Genomic DNA, 18,015 nt, shown 5'->3' with positions numbered 1-18,015 from the left:
GTAAGTTATCTATTACCGCGCTTAATAAACAAATTTAATTGATTTAAAACCGTACTTCTTGGCAAAATCCCCTCAAAAAAACCATCTTCCGTCTCAACACAAAGAAATGGTTGGGTAACGAGCAAATCTAAACATTTGTTAAATGGGGTGGATATTGTGACTCTAGGCATAGACTTTTTCATTACTTCTTCTACCCGTCTTTGTTCAAGCTTTTCAAATTCAATTCTTTCAAGACCTAAAATGGAATCCATTATAATGGGTGTACTGATTAAACCATGAAGCTTGTAGGATGGGTCCAAAACAGGAATAGCCGTGTAACCGCTTTTCGTTAACACCAATAAGGCATGTTCCACACTATTTCCGATTTGTACATGTGCGACCCGCTCAGACGGGATAATCAAGTCTTTTATCATTAATTCTAGAAATTCCCCGCTGGGAAGATTAATCATCACCGAAAACTCCTCATGTTTGTTTTTCTACAGACCTATTCTATCATAGTTTTCGGACCTCATGCCAAAAATTGCGATTGCCTTGATAAAAAAAAGGAACCATACAGGCTCCTATTGAATCAAGTCAAAAATTTCGATTGTAATCATATCAATATTATCGAATTGATATCGTTTTGGTTTTTCCTTCTCAAAATAAACCTCTAACTCAAATGTTTCTGTTTTTGGATGGAAAGTGACTTGACATTTCCTCTCCCCATTAACCTCAAAATAACGCTGCGCCGGCTCTCCGCTAGCGGATTGTTCCTGAAGGTTTTTTAATCTTGTTAATATACCTTGAAGCTGTGACATGTGCTTATCTCCTTTCAAACACAAACAAGAATTCTATAAATTAGGTTTTGCATTTGACATGTTTCTATCCTAATGAATTATTTTCATCAATAAAAAAATCATCTTTTAAACATGCCAATATTAAAAGAATAAAATAACGTCCTCTATTTGTCCAAATAAAAATGAAAAAATTGGCTAAAAAATTTTCAAAACGCAAAAAGAAGGCCCTCATTGACTGAGACCTTCTCAAAAAAATCTGATGGCGATAAAAAGTATAATAAATAAAGTCAATGCAAAGAAGATGCCGTAGGATAAAAAAATAGGGTTTTTGACATATACATTTTTTTGAATTCCTTTGTCTAACTGGGTATCAAATTCACCCTCCACAGCTTTTTGCTGCCTGCCAAGGGCAAGTGTATAAATGAGGGAGACAGCCAAAATACCAACAATAAGAATGGCAACCGTCATTTCAAAAAGAGTCATTGAGCATTTCTCCTTTAAAGATAAACTATATCTTTAAATTGCCACTCCGTGACACATTCTATTCCTACAGCAATTGATCGTGTTCAAACAAATATTGGTATGAAATATCGATAAATAAATATTCACTGCCAGTGATTGGAAACGAAAAGGTTCGAATCGGCTCGCCGGTTTCAATATCACTATATAGGTCAGACAATATGCCTTTTCTTTCATTCCGCATTTTGATGATGTTCTCTAGAAAATACGGTCTCCAGCTCCAGTTTTTATTGATATATTCAGTCTGGATGCTCCAGCCTCCGTCTTTCTTAAAAAGATTGGCCGACTTTTGAAAGCCGTCTTCATCACAAATATATAACCGAAAGACGATATGATCCATTTCTTTTCCCAGGACATGCAGGAGCTCTTCAAAACCGGACTTCCGGTTTTTCGTTACAATTTCCTGAACCTTTGCTTGAAAATATTCAGCAGTTGTATAAACAGCTTCCAATTTTCTTTTTTCATATACAATAAAGTCATGGAATTTTTCCTTTAATCGGGGTTTTAAGAAATCTCGGCTGATAAATTCCGCGGCTGGAGGGTGCAAATAAAAACCCTGATAATAACGGCCGCCATTTTTCCAAGCAAACTGCAGCTGGTAGCTCATCTCAATATTTTCAAACAAGAGCGTTGCTCCAATTTTTCTAGCAAGGACCGATACGGAAAATAAAACATCATTGAAATTGGTACCAGTTGAGGTTGATTTTAAAGCTTCTAAATTAATTTTTAAAATGTCCGGTTCAAGCTCCCCGATTCGTTCGAAAAAACGGTTTTCACTGCCAAGATTTGCAATGGCAATTTTAATTCCATAGGTCCGATAATATTGTAAAAGGTTATCAAATTGGTCTAAATCTCCTGAGTATTTGTGATCAGAAATTTCAAGAACAATTCGACTTAACCTAAAACCCTTGCTTTCGAATTCTAAAAGCTCCTGAAGAAATGGTTCTCCATGTCCATACATAAGCAGCTCAGCATTCCGGTTCAGGAATATGCTGACATCTTCATCCAGCTCCTCTGCCTTTTCCAGCGCTTTTCGAACTAAAAGCAAATCAACTTCGAATTTATATTCTTCAGGAATTTGTTCATCACAAAAAAACGGACCTAAGCTTATAACATTTTCTGCTGATTTATATCTTCCTAATACTTCATAGGCGATTACACGCTGTTCATCGGCACTAAAAATCGGCTGGAAATAAGGAAAAACATCATTTAGATTTGAGAGTATTTCCAGTGCATCCATCCAAAGTACCTCCAAAAAATTGTTAATTTCATTATACCATACGCACAGGTATTACCGTCTGTTCTTTGCCAAAAGGATACCATTATAACTCTAAAGAAACAATCAAACAATATTCTTAGCTCTTCAAAAGAGGAGGTAAGGATGTGAAAAAGCTAAGTCTGTTCGCTTTAATCCTTCCATTGCTTGGATGCAGCCATGTTGATGAAAATTACGAAGTGAGTTCTAAGCAAAACAATATTAAGCAAGAGCCTCCGATCATTGAGGATGAAAAACCCAAGAACGTTGCTTCTACAAAAGAGGATAATCGCTCCTATAATTTAAATGACTTAAACAGTCAGATCATAAATATAAGCCAAGAAAAGGAAACAGCAAAGCCCTTTGTAAAGAAGGACTCCACTTTATTGGACGTTATCATAATCAGGCAAACCCCTGAGCTTAGAAACGGATGTGAAGTGACCAGCCTTGCAATGATGCTAAACTACGCCGGGATTCAAACAAACAAAATGGAGTTGTACCGGCTGATAAAAAAAGACCCCGATCCGCTCATCAAATCACCAAAAGGTGATTTCTTGCATTGGGGGAATCCCGATCACGGATTTGTTGGTGATATGACCGGCAAACAACCGGGGTATGCTGCTTTTGAGCAGCCAATGATTGATTTAATAAATCAAAAGTTGCCGGGGAGAGCCGTTAATTTAACCAAGCAGCCATTTGAAAAAATATTGGAACATGTTTCAAGTGGGTTTCCTGTCGTGATCTGGACAACAGGTGATTACCGGCTCCCAGATCGGTGGGAAGCATGGAATCATGGAAAAGAATCTATAAAAACACCGCTTGATTTACACGTCGTCTTGCTCGTCGGCTATGACGAGGGTCATGTATATCTGAATGATCCACTTTCAGGAAAAAAACAAGTCAAAGTAAACAAAGATCAATTTATCGCTTCATGGAATGCCCTAGAAAATCGTGCCGTCAGCTACAAATAAACGACAAAAAGCAGCCACCCCGGCTGCTCAGGCTATCGAAAAACTTTCGATAGCCTTTTATTTTTGCTCTTTTTTTAGTGATACACCGCTTTTTACAATATTATTAATCTTTAGGCTTTTCAACAAGTCTGTTGAATGGCACTCCAGGCACTTCGCTTTCCGCGGGCGTGCCGGCGAGCCTCCTCGTCGCTTCGCTCCTGCGGGGTCTCCCCTGCCCCGTACTCCCGCAGGAGTCTTCGTGCCTTCCGCGCCATTCAACAGGTGTTTTACAATTAAGACCTTCAACTACAATAAAAATAAATATAAAATAAGTGGTGAATTCAATGTTTTAGCCAAAAGTAAATAGCCAAAGTGATGTGAATTTGTTTCAATTGATGAATTATTTCCTCACGAATTCTTACTGCAGCCTGCCAAAATATGAAAAAGATTGTAACACCCTAGCAGGGCTGGAAAATGTGTGTTGCTATACAGGTGAATTGTCTCCCTGTTGATTGGAGCGGAGGGCACTCGACTCCTGCGGGATAGAGAGGTCACTGGAGACCCCGCAGGCGCTTTTAGCGCCGAGGAGGCTCCAGGACCTCCCCGCGGAAAGCGAGTGCCCGGAGTGGAAATCAGCAGGCCTAGTTGCAGAGACAATCATAATAGATTTACACAAAACAAAATGCGTCGTCCAGGCTGCTTTTTATTGGTATCTTTTATGATTTTTCAGAATAAACACTAACATGAGCCTTTATTCTTGCAATAAGCTTTATTTTTTCTGAAAATACATAAGGGACTCTAATAAAAAAAATAGGCTGGTAATAAAAATGTTTCAAAATTTAACTCGGAGGACGTTTATTAAAAGAACATTTGGTTCCCTGCTAACAGTCCTCGGAATGGGGGCTGGGGGATATTATTATGCAAATCGAATTGAACCATCTCTTCTTGAAATTAAACAATTGGAAATCATCCATGAACGAATTCCCAGCAGCTTTATTGGAAAAAAAATAGTCCAATTCAGCGACACCCATCTTGGTTTTCAATATACCTTGGATAAGTTTACAGGTTTAGTTGATACTATCAACGACCTCCAGCCGGACATTATTGTTTTTACGGGCGATTTAATGGACGAGCCAAATAAATATTTGGAAACGAATCAGCTCGCGCCAATTCTAAAAAAATTGCATGCGCCATTAGGAAAGTATTGTATATATGGGAACCATGATCATGGCGGTTATGGCTCAGAAATATATCGGGAAATTATGAACACAGCGGGTTTTACTATCCTGTTAAATTCAGCGGTTTCAGTTACCTTAGAGGATAACAGTTTTATCAGCCTGCTTGGGATTGATGACCGCATGTTGGGCAGACCTGATATAACGACAGCGATAAAAAATGTGCCAAATAATTGTTTTAAAATATTATTATCACACGCGCCAGATATGGCCGATACGGCAAGTTCATACCCCATCGACTGGCAGCTGAGCGGACACAGTCACGGCGGTCAGGTTAAACTTCCGTTTATCGGCGCTCTTGTTATACCGCCTTTTGCGAAGATTTATCAGGAAGGTCATTACATTGTCCGCGGCGGCCATGAGCTAAATCTTTATGTAAATAGGGGAATCGGAACGACACGCCTGCCTTTCCGATTTATGGCCAAGCCAGAGCTTACAGTGTTTACTTTAAAAAGTTAAAAAACGATCTTCCAGCAAGGCTGGCGGGATAGGCTCTGAATAATAAAAGCCTTGAATTTTGTGGCAGCCTGCCTGAATCAAAAATTCAGCCTGTTCTTTCCTCTCAACGCCCTCGGCAATCACTTCAAGGCCAAGGCTTCTGCCAAGGTGGATAATGGTCGATGTGATTGCCGCATCCTTATCGTCGTCTAATATCTCCTTGATGAACGATTGGTCGATTTTCAGACAATCAAGCGGGAACCTTTTCAAATAGTTTAACGATGAATACTCTGTTCCAAAATCATCAACTGAAATTAAAAGCCCCAAGTCTTTTAGCTTTCTTAGCAGGGGGATTGTTTCCTTCATGTCCCGCATAATGCCTTCAGTAATTTCAATTTCTAATGACGTAGGCTGAATTGAATATTTATTAATCATCGATTGAATAAAAGAAACCAAATTAGGCTGTTGAAATTGTTTCGGTGAAATATTTATGGCAATCCGTATACCCATGATCCCTTTATCATTCCAGCTTTTAATCTGTTTACAGGCATTTTCTATTACCCAATTCCCTATGGAAACAATAAGGCCTGTATCTTCAGCGATTGGAATAAAAACCCCTGGGGAAATCCAGCCGAATTCTGTATTCTTCCAGCGCAGAAGCGCCTCAAAAGATGCAGCTTTCCCGGTCCGGACATCTATTTGGGGCTGATAATACAATGTAAGCTCGCCCCTGTCTATCGCTCTTCTTAGATGAGTTTCCAGAGTTACAATATTGGTAAATAACGAATTCATATCTGATCGATAAAATTGGTAATGGGCCCGGCCTCTCTCCTTAACGCGAAAAAGCGCCTCATCTGCATTCTTAATTAACATTTCTGCATCCTTCCCATCATTCGGGTACATGCTGATTCCAATGCTTGGAGAGATAAAATACTCATGGGAATTAAAATAAAAGGATCGAGAAAAGGAAGTAAGCAGCTTACCTACAAAAAAATTAGCCCCGGAGCGTTTTGTGTTAAGCAATAGAATAGTAAACTCATCCCCGCCAACCCGGTAAATAAAACAGCATTCATTCTGGAATTGTAATAACCGGTTGGAAACCTGCTTTAAAATTTCATCACCAGCCAAATGTCCAAGCGTATCGTTCAAATATTTAAATCTGTCCAAGTCAATTGTGATTAAGGCGAACTCTTCTGCCGGATGATGGTCAGCCGGGATACGTTCATTTAAATGTTCTAGCATGGCCCGGCGGTTATATAATCCTGTCAATTGATCATGAAATGCCATGAATTTTATCATTTCCATGTTTTTTGCCTGCTCTGACAAATCCCTTAAAATTATGTAGACCCCGTTTATCTCCCCGTATACGACAATTGGTACTGTTTTTATATGCACAATGAGCCGTTTCTCTTTATTGTTCAAAATTTTACAATCCAGTGACTCAAGAGAAAAACCGGAACACGTCTCTTCGATAAGACCTTTAAACTTTTCCAAATCATGGTCATCAATTAAATCATAAATCGACCGATTTGACAGATGCCTTTCCAATGACCCCGTCAAAACAGCAGCAGCCGGGTTTGCTTCGATTATTTTTCCTTCCGGGCTAATGATAATAATTGCATCCAAGTTATGGTCAACTATAGACCGATAACGCTGCTCACTTTCGGCGATTCTTTTTCTCTCAAGGGACCATTCGGTAATATCCCTTGTAACTGCAACAATATAACGGATGGCGTTATCCTCATCATAGATTGGAGTTAAGATGGATTCCCCGTAAACCTCTTTCCCGTTATCTCCATAAAACACATCGTCAAAAGTAATGATTTCCCTTTTTTTTAATAGTTTCTCATACATTCGCTGAAGCGATTTGGCAGAAGCCTCTGGCAGAACATCCTGAAAAGACCTCCCTATCGCCTCCACATTTAAGTTTGCCTTTCTCATTCCCGCCTCATTGATAAACAGGTATCGAAAGCTTGGGCCTTCTTCCACTTTGACGACAAATACCATATCCTGTATATATTGAAAAATAATATCGAAGATGATTTCCTGTATTTTAGGCCCGGCTTTCCCGGATTCAATTTCACTTATAAAAAATTGATTGAATTGGGTCATTTCATCATCCTCACGAACAAAATAAAATTTTTTCCTTATCCTATACCATATTTCTAAATTTATTTTACAACGAAATAATTTGATTGGAAGTAATTTATAGAAAATAATGACTATTCTACGAAAGTTTTTCCTCTTTTACTTATTGTATTTCTATTTTCCTAATAAAAACGGTATAATATAATTGTCTAAAAAAGAAAGGAGATATGATTTTGAATCCCGACCAGAAATCCCCCCATAAAAAAGTAAACCTAACCATCGAAAACCTCTCACAAGCTGTCTTTATCGTGAACCGGCATGCAAAGACAGCGCCAAATCCCAAGTTTTTGTATAAACTAAAACAAGAATCATTAAAGAAATTGATTGAAGAAGGAAAAGCAAAAAAAGTCGGTCTTCACTTTTCCGAACATCCCAGAAATAGTCAGCAGCAATCCGATGTTTTAGTAGAATGCGGAAATTACCTATTTCACATTCCGCCTACTAAGAGTGACTTTATGGATCTTCCTCATTTAGGAAAATTGGACGGACATATCCGAAATCCAAAGGCAGTACTATCCCTTAATGCAGCAAAAGCCCTGTTGCAGGCCTATACAGGCATAACCGAGTTAGATCCTCCGCCAGGCAGCCCGAAAAAAAGGCCTCGGACCTATCAAAAACCGATCTTTAAAAAGTTGGGTGAAAGATATTCATAGTGGTTTAAAAGCCGGACTTTTCCGGCCTTTTTCATTTGTTCTAAATAGTAGAAACATCTTTTGTAAATATTCTATAATTAAGCAAAATAACTTTTATTAATTTTATCTCGGGAAGGACGGACAATTTTGGAGCATTTACTTAATGAACGTGTAAAAAATATTGAAATTTCAGGGATTCGAAGGTTTTCCAATATGGTTTCCCATGTTGAGGACGTGATTTCCTTAACAATCGGGCAGCCTGATTTTCCTACACCGGAGCATGTAAAAAATGCGGGTATCGAAGCAATTACTGATAATTTTACCTCTTATACACATAACGCCGGCACAATAGAATTAAGAAAGGCTGCTTGTGAATTTGTAAAGAAGAAGTATCATTTGGACTATCAGCCGGAATCGGAAGTAATCGTCACAATGGGAGCTAGTGAAGCAATTGACATTGCTTTAAGGACCATCTTAACGGAAGGCACCGAGGTTATTTTACCCGGACCGATTTACCCGGGTTACGAACCAGTGATTCGAATGATGGGGGCACAGCCGGTCTATAGCGATATTCGCGAAAATCAGTTTCGCTTCACGCTGGATATGATAAAACCATACATAACAGAAAAGACTCGCTGCATCGTCCTCCCTTATCCATCAAATCCTACCGGAGTTAGTCTAAACGAAGGAGAGCTACGGGAAATAGCGGATTATTTAAGGGATAAAGATATTTTCGTTCTTGCCGACGAAATATACAGCGAGCTTTCCTATAACCAGACGCACTATTCGATCGCAAGCTTTCTTAAAGAACAAACAATCGTCATTAACGGATTATCCAAGTCCCATTCAATGACGGGCTGGCGAATCGGCTTTTTGTTTGCTCCCGAGAGTATTGCCAAGCATATCTTAAAGGTTCATCAATATAATGTTTCCTGTGCAAATTCCATTGCTCAAAAAGCAGCATATGAGGCGCTTACAGCAGGGATTGATGATGCCCTTTCCATGAAAAAGGAATATGAAAAGCGTCGTGATTATGTCTATCAGCGCCTTGAGACAATGGGTTTTGAAGTGGTCAAGCCAGACGGGGCCTTTTACTTCTTTATAAAAATTCCAAGCACGATTGCTTTGAATAGCTTTGATTTTGCGGTTAAACTCGTGAATGACGCAAAGGTAGCAGTAGTACCCGGCAGTGCTTTTTCTGAATACGGAGAAGGATATTTTCGTTTATCCTTTGCCTGCTCAATGGGCACGCTTGAAGAAGGACTAAATCGAATCGAACAGTTCTTAAAAAAGTAAAAGAGGCCAATCAGCCTCTTTTACTTTTTTAGGGATTCATCCCTTATATTTTCCGTTATTTTTCGCAGCTTTTACCTTTTTTGCCTTATCATGATGAATTTTATTCGTATCGGCAGAGCCCATTTCGTGGGCAAATTCTTCATTTAATACTGCAGAATCAAAACCTTTTTTGTTTTTTTGCTGCGGGTCGTTTTTCTTTGTTCGCTTTGCCATAAACATTCCTCCTATTTAGGTTTCTCGAATAGTTTCATGAAGACAGGAGGAATTTATGCCTGGCAGTTTGTGGCCGGTCCGCTACTTTTTCCAGTACTTATATAAAGCTTGAGTACCGCTGTTTTCTTCACCCAGCGAAGCCAGTTTATCATACATGGATTTTGCCAAAGCCAATCCTGGCACTTCCATATCCATACGTTCAGCCTCATCCAAGGCTATTTTCATATCCTTAATAAAATGCTTTATGTAAAATCCAGGCTCAAAGTCCCCTTTTAACATTCTCGGCGCCAGATTGCTCAATGACCAGCTTCCAGCAGCACCTGCTGTGATACTTTTTAAAACAGTTTCAGGATCAAGTCCTGCCTTTTCTGCATAAATAATGGCTTCACAGACACCTATCATATTAGAAGCAATCGCAATTTGGTTGCACATCTTGGTATGCTGTCCTGCTCCTGCCTGTCCTTGGTAAACAATATTGGTTCCCAACAATTTTAATAGCGGGTGAACGGCTTCAAAGGCATCGTAGTCTCCGCCAATCATAATGGAGAGCTTTGCATCCCTAGCACCGATATCACCGCCGGAAACAGGAGCATCAATCGCATGGATGTCTCTTTTTTTAGCCTCATTGTATATTTTTTCAGCCAGAGAAGGTGAAGAAGTCGTCATATCAATATAATAGCTGCCCGGAATTCCATTTGGAATTAATCCGTTTTCACCCAAATAGACCTCCTCAACATCGTTTGGGTACCCTACCATCGTAATGACCACGTTTGCCTTTTCAGCAACGGCCCTCGGGGTTTCCGCCCATAAAGCTCCTTTTTCAATTAATCCTGCAGCTTTGTCTTTTGTTCTTGAATAAACCATTACAGGGAATCCGGCAGCGAGCAGATGACCTGCCATACTTTTACCCATCACACCGATTCCAATAAAACCGATTACTGTATTATCTGGTGTTAACAAAAAAATCTCTCCTCTCGTCTATTGCTTTTATTTTAGCATTTTCCGCCAATATTATCGTAATAAAAAAGACCGAAACTTTTTATTTCGGTCTTAAAGTTCAGACGAAAAATTTGTTAAAAAGGCTCTGCCAAAGACCTTTTTGTTATTGAACACTTCGATAGAGACAGCGTTATTCTGTTCAATCATATTTTGAAGCTCTTGGATATGCAAATCCTTTTGCAGCGGAATCGGGTCCATAAAAATATATTTCTCCTTTTTCCCCTTAACGTCTATATATTCTCCGTTAAGAACCTGCTCCTCACCATAGACAATTTCCCGCCTGCCGATGGCAGCTGCCAAGCGGTCATCGTGGATGGTTACTTTCACCTTATATAATTGGTGTCCCTCCAAAATTTCATTGTTTATTCGAAAGCGAAATTGGATTTCGTTATTTTTTGTTAACAGAGCATCCGCATAACGGTTTGCAATTAATTCATTAGAAGGCAGTATTCCACATCCGCTTAATAAAACAGACCCGAAAATGATATAGAGGCCTAACATAATCTTAATGTTTTTATTCATTTTGACCACTCCTTTATACCTTCCACCATCGCCAAAATTTTTTGGTGTTAAACATAAAGGATAGAAATAAAAATAGAGGCAGAAAACTGCCCCTACCACACTTAGGTATTAGAATGTATGAGCTAAATCCTGTGCGCGCGCAATTGCTTTTTCTTTGATTTCCTGAGCCTTGTCAGGCATGGCATTATGGCCTTCCACAAACAGACCTTCGAACGATGGTACACCGAAGAAACTCATCAGGACGCTAATATAACGGTGCCCCATTTCCATTTCTGCAGCAGGACCTGAGGAATAAAAACCGCCTCTAGCTTGGATATGCAAAGCTTTTTTATCAGTTAACAGACCAATTGGACCTTGCTCTGTATATTTAAATGTTTTTCCTGCAACCGCAACCGAATCAAGATATGCTTTCATTACTGGAGGAAATGAGAAATTCCATAAAGGGGTAACAAAAACATATTTATCCGCAGCAATAAATTGTTCGCTTAACTCATTCAAGCGGCTAACCTTTGCTTTTTCGTCTGCTGATAACTCATCAAAGGATTGCCCGGAACGAAGCTTTCCCCATCCGCTGAACACATCCACATCAATTTGCGGGATATGCTCAGTATACAAATCCAGATGAATTACTTCATCATTAGGATTAACCTGTTTGTACGTATCGATAAATTCTTTTCCTACTGCCATACTGTATGATTGTGTCTCATCATGAGGGTGTGCTGTAATGTATAAAACCTGTGCCATGTTATTCACCTTTCTTGTTGATTTGATATCTTTAGTGTGAATCAATTTCATCTGATTTAACCAAAAAATATATCTCGGATTAGAATGATTTTAATTCAAGAAAACTTTAAAATAAAAACCCTGTATGTATCAAATATTCTGCTTTGGATAAAAAAATGGATTTGCCGTATTTGACAAATCCACTAGTAACTTTTATTCATTAACTTCCATCGAATAAGGATTTTCACCTATATTCTTTCTCATTTCATCGGTCATTAAAAAAGGTTCCTTCACAACAGCTTCATTTTCTGCTTGATCAAGATGAAAACTGCCATCATAATGTACTGGTTTTTGCTCCATAATTAATCCACCCCTACAATGATTTACATTTAAGATGCCCAATTTTAGTTCTTATTACTTAGTATACCTGCCGGAATTTCATCTTACTATAGTCATGTAATTCAGGTCTTTATGACTATTATTATAACTGAAAATAATTTGAAAGAACATAATAAATTGAAAATAAAAACAGTAAAAAAAGACTAGCTGATTTTCCAGCTAGTCCTTTTAAAAATATACATGTTTTATTATTTTATAGCAGCGTTTACTGCTTCTATTACTTGATCTGTTGTTTGCATGTTTAAGACTTGCTGGGCAAGTCCTTCCATGTCAGACTTCTTAAGATTTTTTATTAATGAGCGTGCCTTAAGAATTGACGTAGCACTCATCGAGAATTCATCTAGTCCAAGACCAAGCAGGATTGGAATTGCCGTTTCATCACCAGCCATTTCTCCGCACATACCTGTCCATTTACCTTCTGCGTGAGCAGCATCGATGACCATTTTTACTAATCGTAAAATTGATGGGCTATATGGCTGGTATAGATAGGAGACACGCTGATTCATGCGGTCGGCTGCCATTGTATATTGAATCAAATCATTAGTACCAATACTGAAGAAATCTACTTCTTTGGCGAATTGATCAGCTAGAACCGCAGTCGATGGAATTTCAACCATGATACCAAGTTCAATTTTTTCAGCAACTTTTTGCTCGCCTGAGATTAATTTTTGCTTTTCCTCTTCAAGAATGGCTTTTGCTGCCCTGAATTCATCTAGAGTGGCAATCATCGGAAACATAATTTTCAAGTTTCCGTATACACTTGCGCGTAATAATGCCTTAAGCTGTGTCCGAAAAATCCCTTGCTCTTCCAGACATAAACGAATCGCTCGGAAGCCTAAGAATGGATTCATCTCTTTAGGTAATTCCAAGTATGGAAGTTCTTTGTCGCCGCCTATGTCCAATGTCCGAACTACAACTGGCTTTCCTTCCATGCCTTCTAGGACTGCCTTATATGCCTCGAACTGTTCTTCCTCTGTTGGCAGCTGATCTCGGCCCATATAAAGGAATTCAGTCCGATAGAGGCCAACTCCCTCGCCGCCATTTTCTTTGACTCCTTTTAAATCTTTTGGAGTACCGATGTTCGCAGCCAGTTCAACGTGATGCCCATCAGCGGAAACAGTAGGCTCGTTGACAAGCTTGGCCCATTCAGCTTTTTGCGTTTCGAAGTCTTCATGAACTTTCTTGTACTGCTCTACGAGTTCAGGGGTTGGGTTAATATGTACTTCACCCTTTAGCCCATCGACAATGACCAAATCGCCATTTTGAATTTCTTCGGTAGCTGTCTTAGTTCCAACCACAGCTGGAATTTCCAGTGAGCGCGCCATAATAGCTGAGTGGGATGTCCGTCCGCCAATATTTGTTGTAAACCCTTTTACAAATTGTCGGTTTAATTGTGCTGTGTCCGAAGGGGTCAGATCTTCTGAAACAATAATGACTTCTTCCGCAATCATGCTTGGATTTGGCAGCTGCACGCCTAACAAATGAGCTAATACACGCTTAGTCACGTCGCGGATATCCGCAGCACGCTCCTTCATGTATTCATTATCCATTTGTTCGAACATCATTACAAACATATCCGCAGTTTCTTTAAGGGCTGCTTCTGCATTTACGTTCTCGGACCCGATCTTATCTTCAATCGGATTATTTAATTCCGGATCACTTAAAACAAGGAGATGCGCTTCAAAAATGGCTGCCTTATCAGGGCCAAGGTCAACCTTTGCTCGGTCGCGAATGATTTCAAGTTCAGACTTCGCTTTTGCCATGGCATCACGAAAACGTGCTACTTCAGATGAAGCATCTTCAATTTTTTTCTGTTCAAAAGATAAATCTGGTTCAACCAGGCGGTATGCTTTAGCAATGGCGATACCATTTGATGCAGCAATCCCATTTAAAAAAGTCATTATTCAGCCAATCCTTCTTTTCTCAATGTTTCTTCTAGGCTGTTTAATGCGTCGTTTGCATCGCTGCCTTCTGCTGTAATTTTGATTTCGGCTCCCTTGCCAATGCCGAGGGACATAACGCCCATAATCGACTTTAAGTTAACTGTTTTGCCTTTATGTTCAAGATTGATTTCTGAATCAAATCTGCTAGCTGTTTGGACTAAAAGTGTTGCTGGTCTAGCATGAATTCCTGTATCTGCTGTTACTGTAAATTGTTTTTCTGCCATCTTCAATCAAACTCCTTTTTTTATGTAGATAAATAAAAATTAATGCTCACTTTCATAAAATAGCCAAAATACCTTCTTTAGTCAAATAAGACATTAAAGAAATAAAGTAAAGAATTTAAATTTATTTTCCCCTGAAAGTTATCCAAACATGTAATGATTATTTATCTATCAAGGTTATATAATAATGGTACAAATGGTAGAATAGCATTTTCTTTAAATTCATTCAAATATTTTATGTCTACGTTCACAAAAACGTCAAAAACATTAAAAACCGTCCAAACGGACGGCTTTTTTTTAAAATTATTTAATTCTCGCTCACTGCTTGGGGAAAATCGCTCGGTTCATCGACCGGTATGACCGCAGACACTAAAGCCTCTTCAACCGCTAAAGAGTATTTTGCCTTATCCTTGTCACTCCAGCCAAATTTGTCAGACAAATAATTTATTACTTGTTTTTTATATTTCCGAACTGTTTGTATATCAAATAATATTGCACCAGTACGGCGATTTAAGAAGTCGATTGGCGTAGCAATCATTTCATGCTCAATTGCATAAATCAGTTTTGCAAATAAATCCAAAGGCAGTTTGTATTTTACTGCGTCATCTTTATTCTTTCTTAATAGGTTAAAGACTATGTCAATATTTGAACCGTACATTCTCGCTAATTTTTCAGCTTCTTTGCTGGACAGCCCTAGCTCTGTCCCGTTCTGAATTTGTTTTGAAACATAGGAATTAAAATTGGCGGAACCTCCTACATTCCCTCCTGATATCGGCATGTTTCTTGTTTGGCATGAAGGAAGAGTTCTCCCTTCTTCTAATTGAAATTTATCAACTAGCAAATCAACAACTGTATCCGCCATTTTCCGATACCCCGTTAATTTGCCGCCGGCAATCGTAATCAAACCAGACTTAGACTCCCAGATTTCATCCTTTCGGGAAATTTCAGAAGGATCCTTTCCTTCCTCATAGATTAGCGGCCGTACACCAGCCCAGCTGGATTCAATATCCTGTTCCGTAATCTTTACGTTCGGAAACATATAATTAATTGCATTAATGATATAGGCCCGGTCTGATTTTGTCATTTGTGGATGTACTGCATCTTCCTTATAAAAAGTATCGGTCGTACCAACATAAGCCTTCCCATCTCTCGGAATTGCGAAAACCATTCGGCCGTCTGGTGTATCAAAATATATTGCTTGCTGTAATGGGAACCTGGATTGGTCGATAACTACATGAACCCCTTTTGAAAGCTGAAGTGTTTTTCCTTTTTTAGATTTGTCCATTTCACGGATATGATCAACCCAGGGACCGGCAGCATTTACAATTTTTTTAGCCCTGATTTCGTATTTGTCACCAGTTATCTGATCCTCAACAATTACTCCGACAACCTTTCCATTTTCATAAATAAGCTTGGTTACCTTTGTATAGTTGCAGGCAATTGCTCCATTTTCAACTGCGGCCTTCATTACTTCAATCGTCAGTCTAGCATCATCAGTACGATATTCAACATAATAGCCCCCGCCTTTTAAACCATCCTTTTTCACCAGCGGCTCCTTAGCAAGCGTTTGTTCAGCTGATAACATGCTGCGGCGTTCAGATTTTTTCACCCCTGCCAAAAAATCATATACCCGAAGTCCAATCGAAGTGCTGAACGGGCCGAAGGTACCGCCTGTATGCATGGGCAAGAGCATCCATTCAGGCGTCGTAACATGAGGTCCATTTTCATACACAATGGCCCTTTCCTTTCCAACTTCAGCCACCATCTTCACTTCAAATTGTTTTAAATAACGCAGCCCGCCATGGACTAGCTTCGTTGATCTGCTGGAGGTTCCTGCCGCAAAATCCTGCATTTCAACCAAGGCGGTACTCATCCCTCTAGTTGCCGCGTCTAGTGCGATTCCGGCACCTGTAATGCCTCCGCCAATTACTAAAATGTCAAATCGTTCACTTTTTAGTTTAGTTGCAATTTCAATACGATTTAAATTTGAAAATTTCATCGTCATTTCCTCCAATGTAATTGCTATATTATATGCAAACTTTTTAAAGGGGAAATAAAAAGAGACCACAAAAGCCATTATCTATTTTTAGATAATGTTTTGTGGTCTCTCCAATTTCTCCAGACAATTTATTAACTTGATCATATCATACCATAATTTTCTTTAAATGGTTAATATTATTTAAAAACCATCGCTGCTTTTACTGCCTTTTTCCAGCCGGCATATAATCCAGTCCGGATTTCTTCTGACATGGTTGGATTGAATTGATGATCAATAGCCCATTGTTTTGAAATTTCCTCTTGGCTTTTCCAGAAACCAACCGCAAGACCTGCTAAATAGGCCGCTCCAAGTGCGGTCGTTTCATTAATGACTGGTCTTTCAACCGGCACATTGAGGATATCGCTTTGGAAATTCATTAAGAGGTTATTCTTTACAGCACCGCCGTCAACGCGCAAGGTTTTCAGTTCAATACCTGAATCGGCTTCCATCGCAGATAACACATCTTTAGTTTGGTAAGCCAGTGATTCAAGTGTCGCCCTAATAAAATGTTCCTTTGTTGTACCGCGTGTCAAGCCAAATACAGCCCCACGCACTTCACTATCCCAGTATGGTGTTCCTAATCCAACAAACGCCGGTACAATATATACACCTTCAGTCGATTCCACCTTTTCGGCATAAACCTCGCTATCCTTTGCATCCTTGAACATCCTTAACCCATCGCGCAGCCATTGAATCGCCGACCCAGCAACAAAGATACTGCCTTCGAGCGCATATTCAACCTTGCCATTCAATCCCCAAGCGATCGTTGTCAGCAGACCATGGTCTGAACGGACAGCCTTTTCCCCAGTATTCATTAACATAAAACAGCCTGTGCCATACGTATTTTTGGCCATCCCTTTTTCAAAGCATGCCTGGCCAAACAAGGCTGCCTGCTGATCGCCTGCGACACCGGCAATCGGTATTTCCTTGCCAAAAAAGTGATAATCAATTGTGTTGGCATAAACCTCAGATGATGGGCGAACCTCGGGCAACATGGACTTTGGAACACTTAAAATTTCCAATAGTTCATCATCCCATTTTAGCTCATAGATGTTAAACAGCAGCGTACGCGAAGCATTGGAATAATCCGTCACATGGGCCCGCCTGCCGGACAATTTCCAAATCAGCCAAGTGTCAATTGTCCCGAATAGCAATTTCCCTTCTGCCGCTTTTTCCCGTGCTCCTTCAACATTGTCTAAAATCCATTTTACTTTCGTTCCTGAAAAATAGGCATCAATTAGCAAACCTGTTTTATTACGGAAGGTTTCCTGATACCCTTTTTCTTTTAACTCTTCACAAATTTCGCTCGTTTGTCTTGACTGCCAGACGATAGCATTATAAACAGGAACTCCTGTCTCTTTATCCCAGACAACAGTTGTTTCCCGCTGATTGGTAATACCGATTCCGGCAACCTGTTCGGGTTTAACTCCTGATTCCGAGAGGACAGCAGCTATAACAGCAAGAATAGAACCCCATATTTCATTGGGATTATGCTCTACCCAACCTGGCTTTGGAAAATGCTGAGAAAACTCCTTCTGGGCGGAATAGACTATTTCGCCACTTTGATTAAAAAGAATTGCACGGGAACTTGTAGTTCCTTGATCTAGCGATAAAATATAGTTTTCCATACTTACACCTCACATTCAAAAAAGGAGAACCACAAACTAGCCGCATAAAACGACCAACTGTGTTTCTCCTTATCTCCGTC

General features: G+C 39.5%; 18 protein-coding genes. 4 read left to right on the top strand and 14 right to left on the bottom strand.

All coding sequences use genetic code 11. The features are described 5' to 3' along the window. Nucleotides 1-5: 5 nt before the first annotated feature. The 4 genes from cbpB to ACFPA1_RS01510 all read right to left on the bottom strand — a co-directional run bounded on the left by cbpB (nt 6) and on the right by ACFPA1_RS01510 (nt 2,535). Nucleotides 6-449 (bottom strand): cyclic-di-AMP-binding protein CbpB, encoded by a 444-nt coding sequence (gene cbpB / locus ACFPA1_RS01525; RefSeq protein WP_213141314.1) that lies wholly within the window; start codon nt 447-449, stop codon nt 6-8. A 111-nt stretch (nt 450-560) separates the two neighbouring features. Continuing rightward, nucleotides 561-797, bottom strand: a complete 237-nt coding sequence (locus ACFPA1_RS01520) for a YkuJ family protein (RefSeq protein ID WP_213116496.1) — start codon at nt 795-797, stop codon at nt 561-563. Nucleotides 798-1,022: 225 nt separating this feature from the next. Then, the gene (locus tag ACFPA1_RS01515) at nt 1,023-1,259 is read right to left on the bottom strand and encodes a type II secretion system protein (protein WP_213116497.1); all 237 of its coding nucleotides are present in this window, start codon (nt 1,257-1,259) and stop codon (nt 1,023-1,025) included. 64 nt (nt 1,260-1,323) lie between these two features. Further along, entirely contained in the window at nt 1,324-2,535 is a 1,212-nt protein-coding gene (locus tag ACFPA1_RS01510; RefSeq protein ID WP_213140904.1) for an EAL-associated domain-containing protein, read from the bottom strand. A 143-nt stretch (nt 2,536-2,678) separates the two neighbouring features. Here ACFPA1_RS01510 and ACFPA1_RS01505 point away from each other — a divergent pair, with 143 nt between their 5' ends. Both ACFPA1_RS01505 and ACFPA1_RS01500 read left to right on the top strand, forming a co-directional pair. Beyond that, nucleotides 2,679-3,521: a C39 family peptidase gene (locus tag ACFPA1_RS01505; RefSeq protein WP_213140905.1), complete on the top strand. Its 843-nt coding sequence runs from the start codon at nt 2,679-2,681 to the stop codon at nt 3,519-3,521. Nucleotides 3,522-4,327: 806 nt separating this feature from the next. Continuing rightward, a complete protein-coding gene (locus ACFPA1_RS01500) occupies nt 4,328-5,194 on the top strand; it encodes a metallophosphoesterase (protein WP_378580975.1) in 867 nt (288 codons plus the stop codon). On the opposite strand, the gene ACFPA1_RS01495 is transcribed toward ACFPA1_RS01500, so the two are convergent. Next, a complete protein-coding gene (locus ACFPA1_RS01495; RefSeq protein WP_378580973.1) occupies nt 5,183-7,285 on the bottom strand; it encodes an EAL domain-containing protein in 2,103 nt (700 codons plus the stop codon). The two genes, ACFPA1_RS01500 and ACFPA1_RS01495, sit on opposite strands and share 12 nt — an antisense overlap. A 209-nt stretch (nt 7,286-7,494) precedes the next feature. Between ACFPA1_RS01495 and ACFPA1_RS01490 the strand changes: the two genes are divergently transcribed. Together ACFPA1_RS01490 and ACFPA1_RS01485 are read left to right on the top strand one after the other, a co-directional pair. Further along, on the top strand, nt 7,495-7,974 hold the full coding sequence (locus ACFPA1_RS01490) for a YkyB family protein (protein ID WP_378580971.1): 480 nt from the start codon (nt 7,495-7,497) through the stop codon (nt 7,972-7,974). A gap of 126 nt (nt 7,975-8,100) precedes the next feature. Continuing rightward, on the top strand, nt 8,101-9,249 hold the full coding sequence (locus ACFPA1_RS01485) for an aminotransferase A (RefSeq protein WP_213140909.1): 1,149 nt from the start codon (nt 8,101-8,103) through the stop codon (nt 9,247-9,249). 36 nt (nt 9,250-9,285) lie between these two features. On the opposite strand, the gene ACFPA1_RS01480 is transcribed toward ACFPA1_RS01485, so the two are convergent. The 9 genes from ACFPA1_RS01480 to glpK form a co-directional block, all read right to left on the bottom strand. Continuing rightward, the gene (locus ACFPA1_RS01480; RefSeq protein ID WP_213116503.1) at nt 9,286-9,462 is read right to left on the bottom strand and encodes a hypothetical protein; all 177 of its coding nucleotides are present in this window, start codon (nt 9,460-9,462) and stop codon (nt 9,286-9,288) included. A gap of 81 nt (nt 9,463-9,543) precedes the next feature. Beyond that, nucleotides 9,544-10,422: an NAD(P)-dependent oxidoreductase gene (locus tag ACFPA1_RS01475; RefSeq protein WP_213140910.1), complete on the bottom strand. Its 879-nt coding sequence runs from the start codon at nt 10,420-10,422 to the stop codon at nt 9,544-9,546. A gap of 90 nt (nt 10,423-10,512) precedes the next feature. Beyond that, the gene (locus ACFPA1_RS01470) at nt 10,513-10,983 is read right to left on the bottom strand and encodes a hypothetical protein (RefSeq protein WP_378580968.1); all 471 of its coding nucleotides are present in this window, start codon (nt 10,981-10,983) and stop codon (nt 10,513-10,515) included. Between the two features lie 108 nt (nt 10,984-11,091). Beyond that, a complete protein-coding gene (locus tag ACFPA1_RS01465; RefSeq protein WP_213140912.1) occupies nt 11,092-11,727 on the bottom strand; it encodes an FMN-dependent NADH-azoreductase in 636 nt (211 codons plus the stop codon). Between the two features lie 192 nt (nt 11,728-11,919). Further along, the gene (locus ACFPA1_RS01460; RefSeq protein WP_378580966.1) at nt 11,920-12,066 is read right to left on the bottom strand and encodes a hypothetical protein; all 147 of its coding nucleotides are present in this window, start codon (nt 12,064-12,066) and stop codon (nt 11,920-11,922) included. A gap of 227 nt (nt 12,067-12,293) precedes the next feature. After that, nucleotides 12,294-14,006: a phosphoenolpyruvate--protein phosphotransferase gene (gene ptsP, locus ACFPA1_RS01455; protein ID WP_378580964.1), complete on the bottom strand. Its 1,713-nt coding sequence runs from the start codon at nt 14,004-14,006 to the stop codon at nt 12,294-12,296. Beyond that, on the bottom strand, nt 14,006-14,272 hold the full coding sequence (locus ACFPA1_RS01450; RefSeq protein ID WP_213116509.1) for a phosphocarrier protein HPr: 267 nt from the start codon (nt 14,270-14,272) through the stop codon (nt 14,006-14,008). The genes ptsP and ACFPA1_RS01450 overlap by 1 nt, the downstream gene beginning before the upstream one ends. Nucleotides 14,273-14,576: 304 nt before the next feature. After that, nucleotides 14,577-16,268: a glycerol-3-phosphate dehydrogenase/oxidase gene (locus tag ACFPA1_RS01445; protein ID WP_213140915.1), complete on the bottom strand. Its 1,692-nt coding sequence runs from the start codon at nt 16,266-16,268 to the stop codon at nt 14,577-14,579. A 176-nt stretch (nt 16,269-16,444) separates the two neighbouring features. Beyond that, nucleotides 16,445-17,935 carry a glycerol kinase GlpK gene (gene glpK / locus ACFPA1_RS01440; protein WP_378580962.1) on the bottom strand — a complete coding sequence of 497 codons (1,491 nt, stop codon included), beginning with the start codon at nt 17,933-17,935 and terminating at the stop codon, nt 16,445-16,447. Nucleotides 17,936-18,015 lie beyond the last annotated feature (80 nt).

The organism is Neobacillus sp. GCM10023253, from assembly GCF_042653105.1.
GTDB lineage: Bacteria > Bacillota > Bacilli > Bacillales > Cytobacillaceae > Neobacillus > Neobacillus citreus.
Note: the sequence above shows the minus strand (reverse complement) of the source record. Positions and strands in the feature narration are given on the sequence as shown.

What these genes read in the sequence shown, in the direction of transcription:
- ACFPA1_RS01480 (WP_213116503.1), bottom strand. Translation starts at nt 9,462, where the DNA reads ATGGCAAAGCGAACAAAGAAAAACGACCCGCAGCAAAAAAACAAAAAA.
- ACFPA1_RS01465 (WP_213140912.1), bottom strand. Translation starts at nt 11,727, where the DNA reads ATGGCACAGGTTTTATACATTACAGCACACCCTCATGATGAGACACAA.
- ptsP (WP_378580964.1), bottom strand. Translation starts at nt 14,006, where the DNA reads ATGACTTTTTTAAATGGGATTGCTGCATCAAATGGTATCGCCATTGCT.
- ACFPA1_RS01470 (WP_378580968.1), bottom strand. Translation starts at nt 10,983, where the DNA reads ATGAATAAAAACATTAAGATTATGTTAGGCCTCTATATCATTTTCGGG.
- ACFPA1_RS01450 (WP_213116509.1), bottom strand. Translation starts at nt 14,272, where the DNA reads ATGGCAGAAAAACAATTTACAGTAACAGCAGATACAGGAATTCATGCT.
- ACFPA1_RS01460 (WP_378580966.1), bottom strand. Translation starts at nt 12,066, where the DNA reads ATGGAGCAAAAACCAGTACATTATGATGGCAGTTTTCATCTTGATCAA.
- ACFPA1_RS01495 (WP_378580973.1), bottom strand. Translation starts at nt 7,285, where the DNA reads ATGACCCAATTCAATCAATTTTTTATAAGTGAAATTGAATCCGGGAAA.
- ACFPA1_RS01520 (WP_213116496.1), bottom strand. Translation starts at nt 797, where the DNA reads ATGTCACAGCTTCAAGGTATATTAACAAGATTAAAAAACCTTCAGGAA.
- cbpB (WP_213141314.1), bottom strand. Translation starts at nt 449, where the DNA reads ATGATTAATCTTCCCAGCGGGGAATTTCTAGAATTAATGATAAAAGAC.
- ACFPA1_RS01510 (WP_213140904.1), bottom strand. Translation starts at nt 2,535, where the DNA reads ATGGATGCACTGGAAATACTCTCAAATCTAAATGATGTTTTTCCTTAT.
- ACFPA1_RS01445 (WP_213140915.1), bottom strand. Translation starts at nt 16,268, where the DNA reads ATGAAATTTTCAAATTTAAATCGTATTGAAATTGCAACTAAACTAAAA.
- ACFPA1_RS01500 (WP_378580975.1), top strand. Translation starts at nt 4,328, where the DNA reads ATGTTTCAAAATTTAACTCGGAGGACGTTTATTAAAAGAACATTTGGT.
- glpK (WP_378580962.1), bottom strand. Translation starts at nt 17,935, where the DNA reads ATGGAAAACTATATTTTATCGCTAGATCAAGGAACTACAAGTTCCCGT.
- ACFPA1_RS01515 (WP_213116497.1), bottom strand. Translation starts at nt 1,259, where the DNA reads ATGACTCTTTTTGAAATGACGGTTGCCATTCTTATTGTTGGTATTTTG.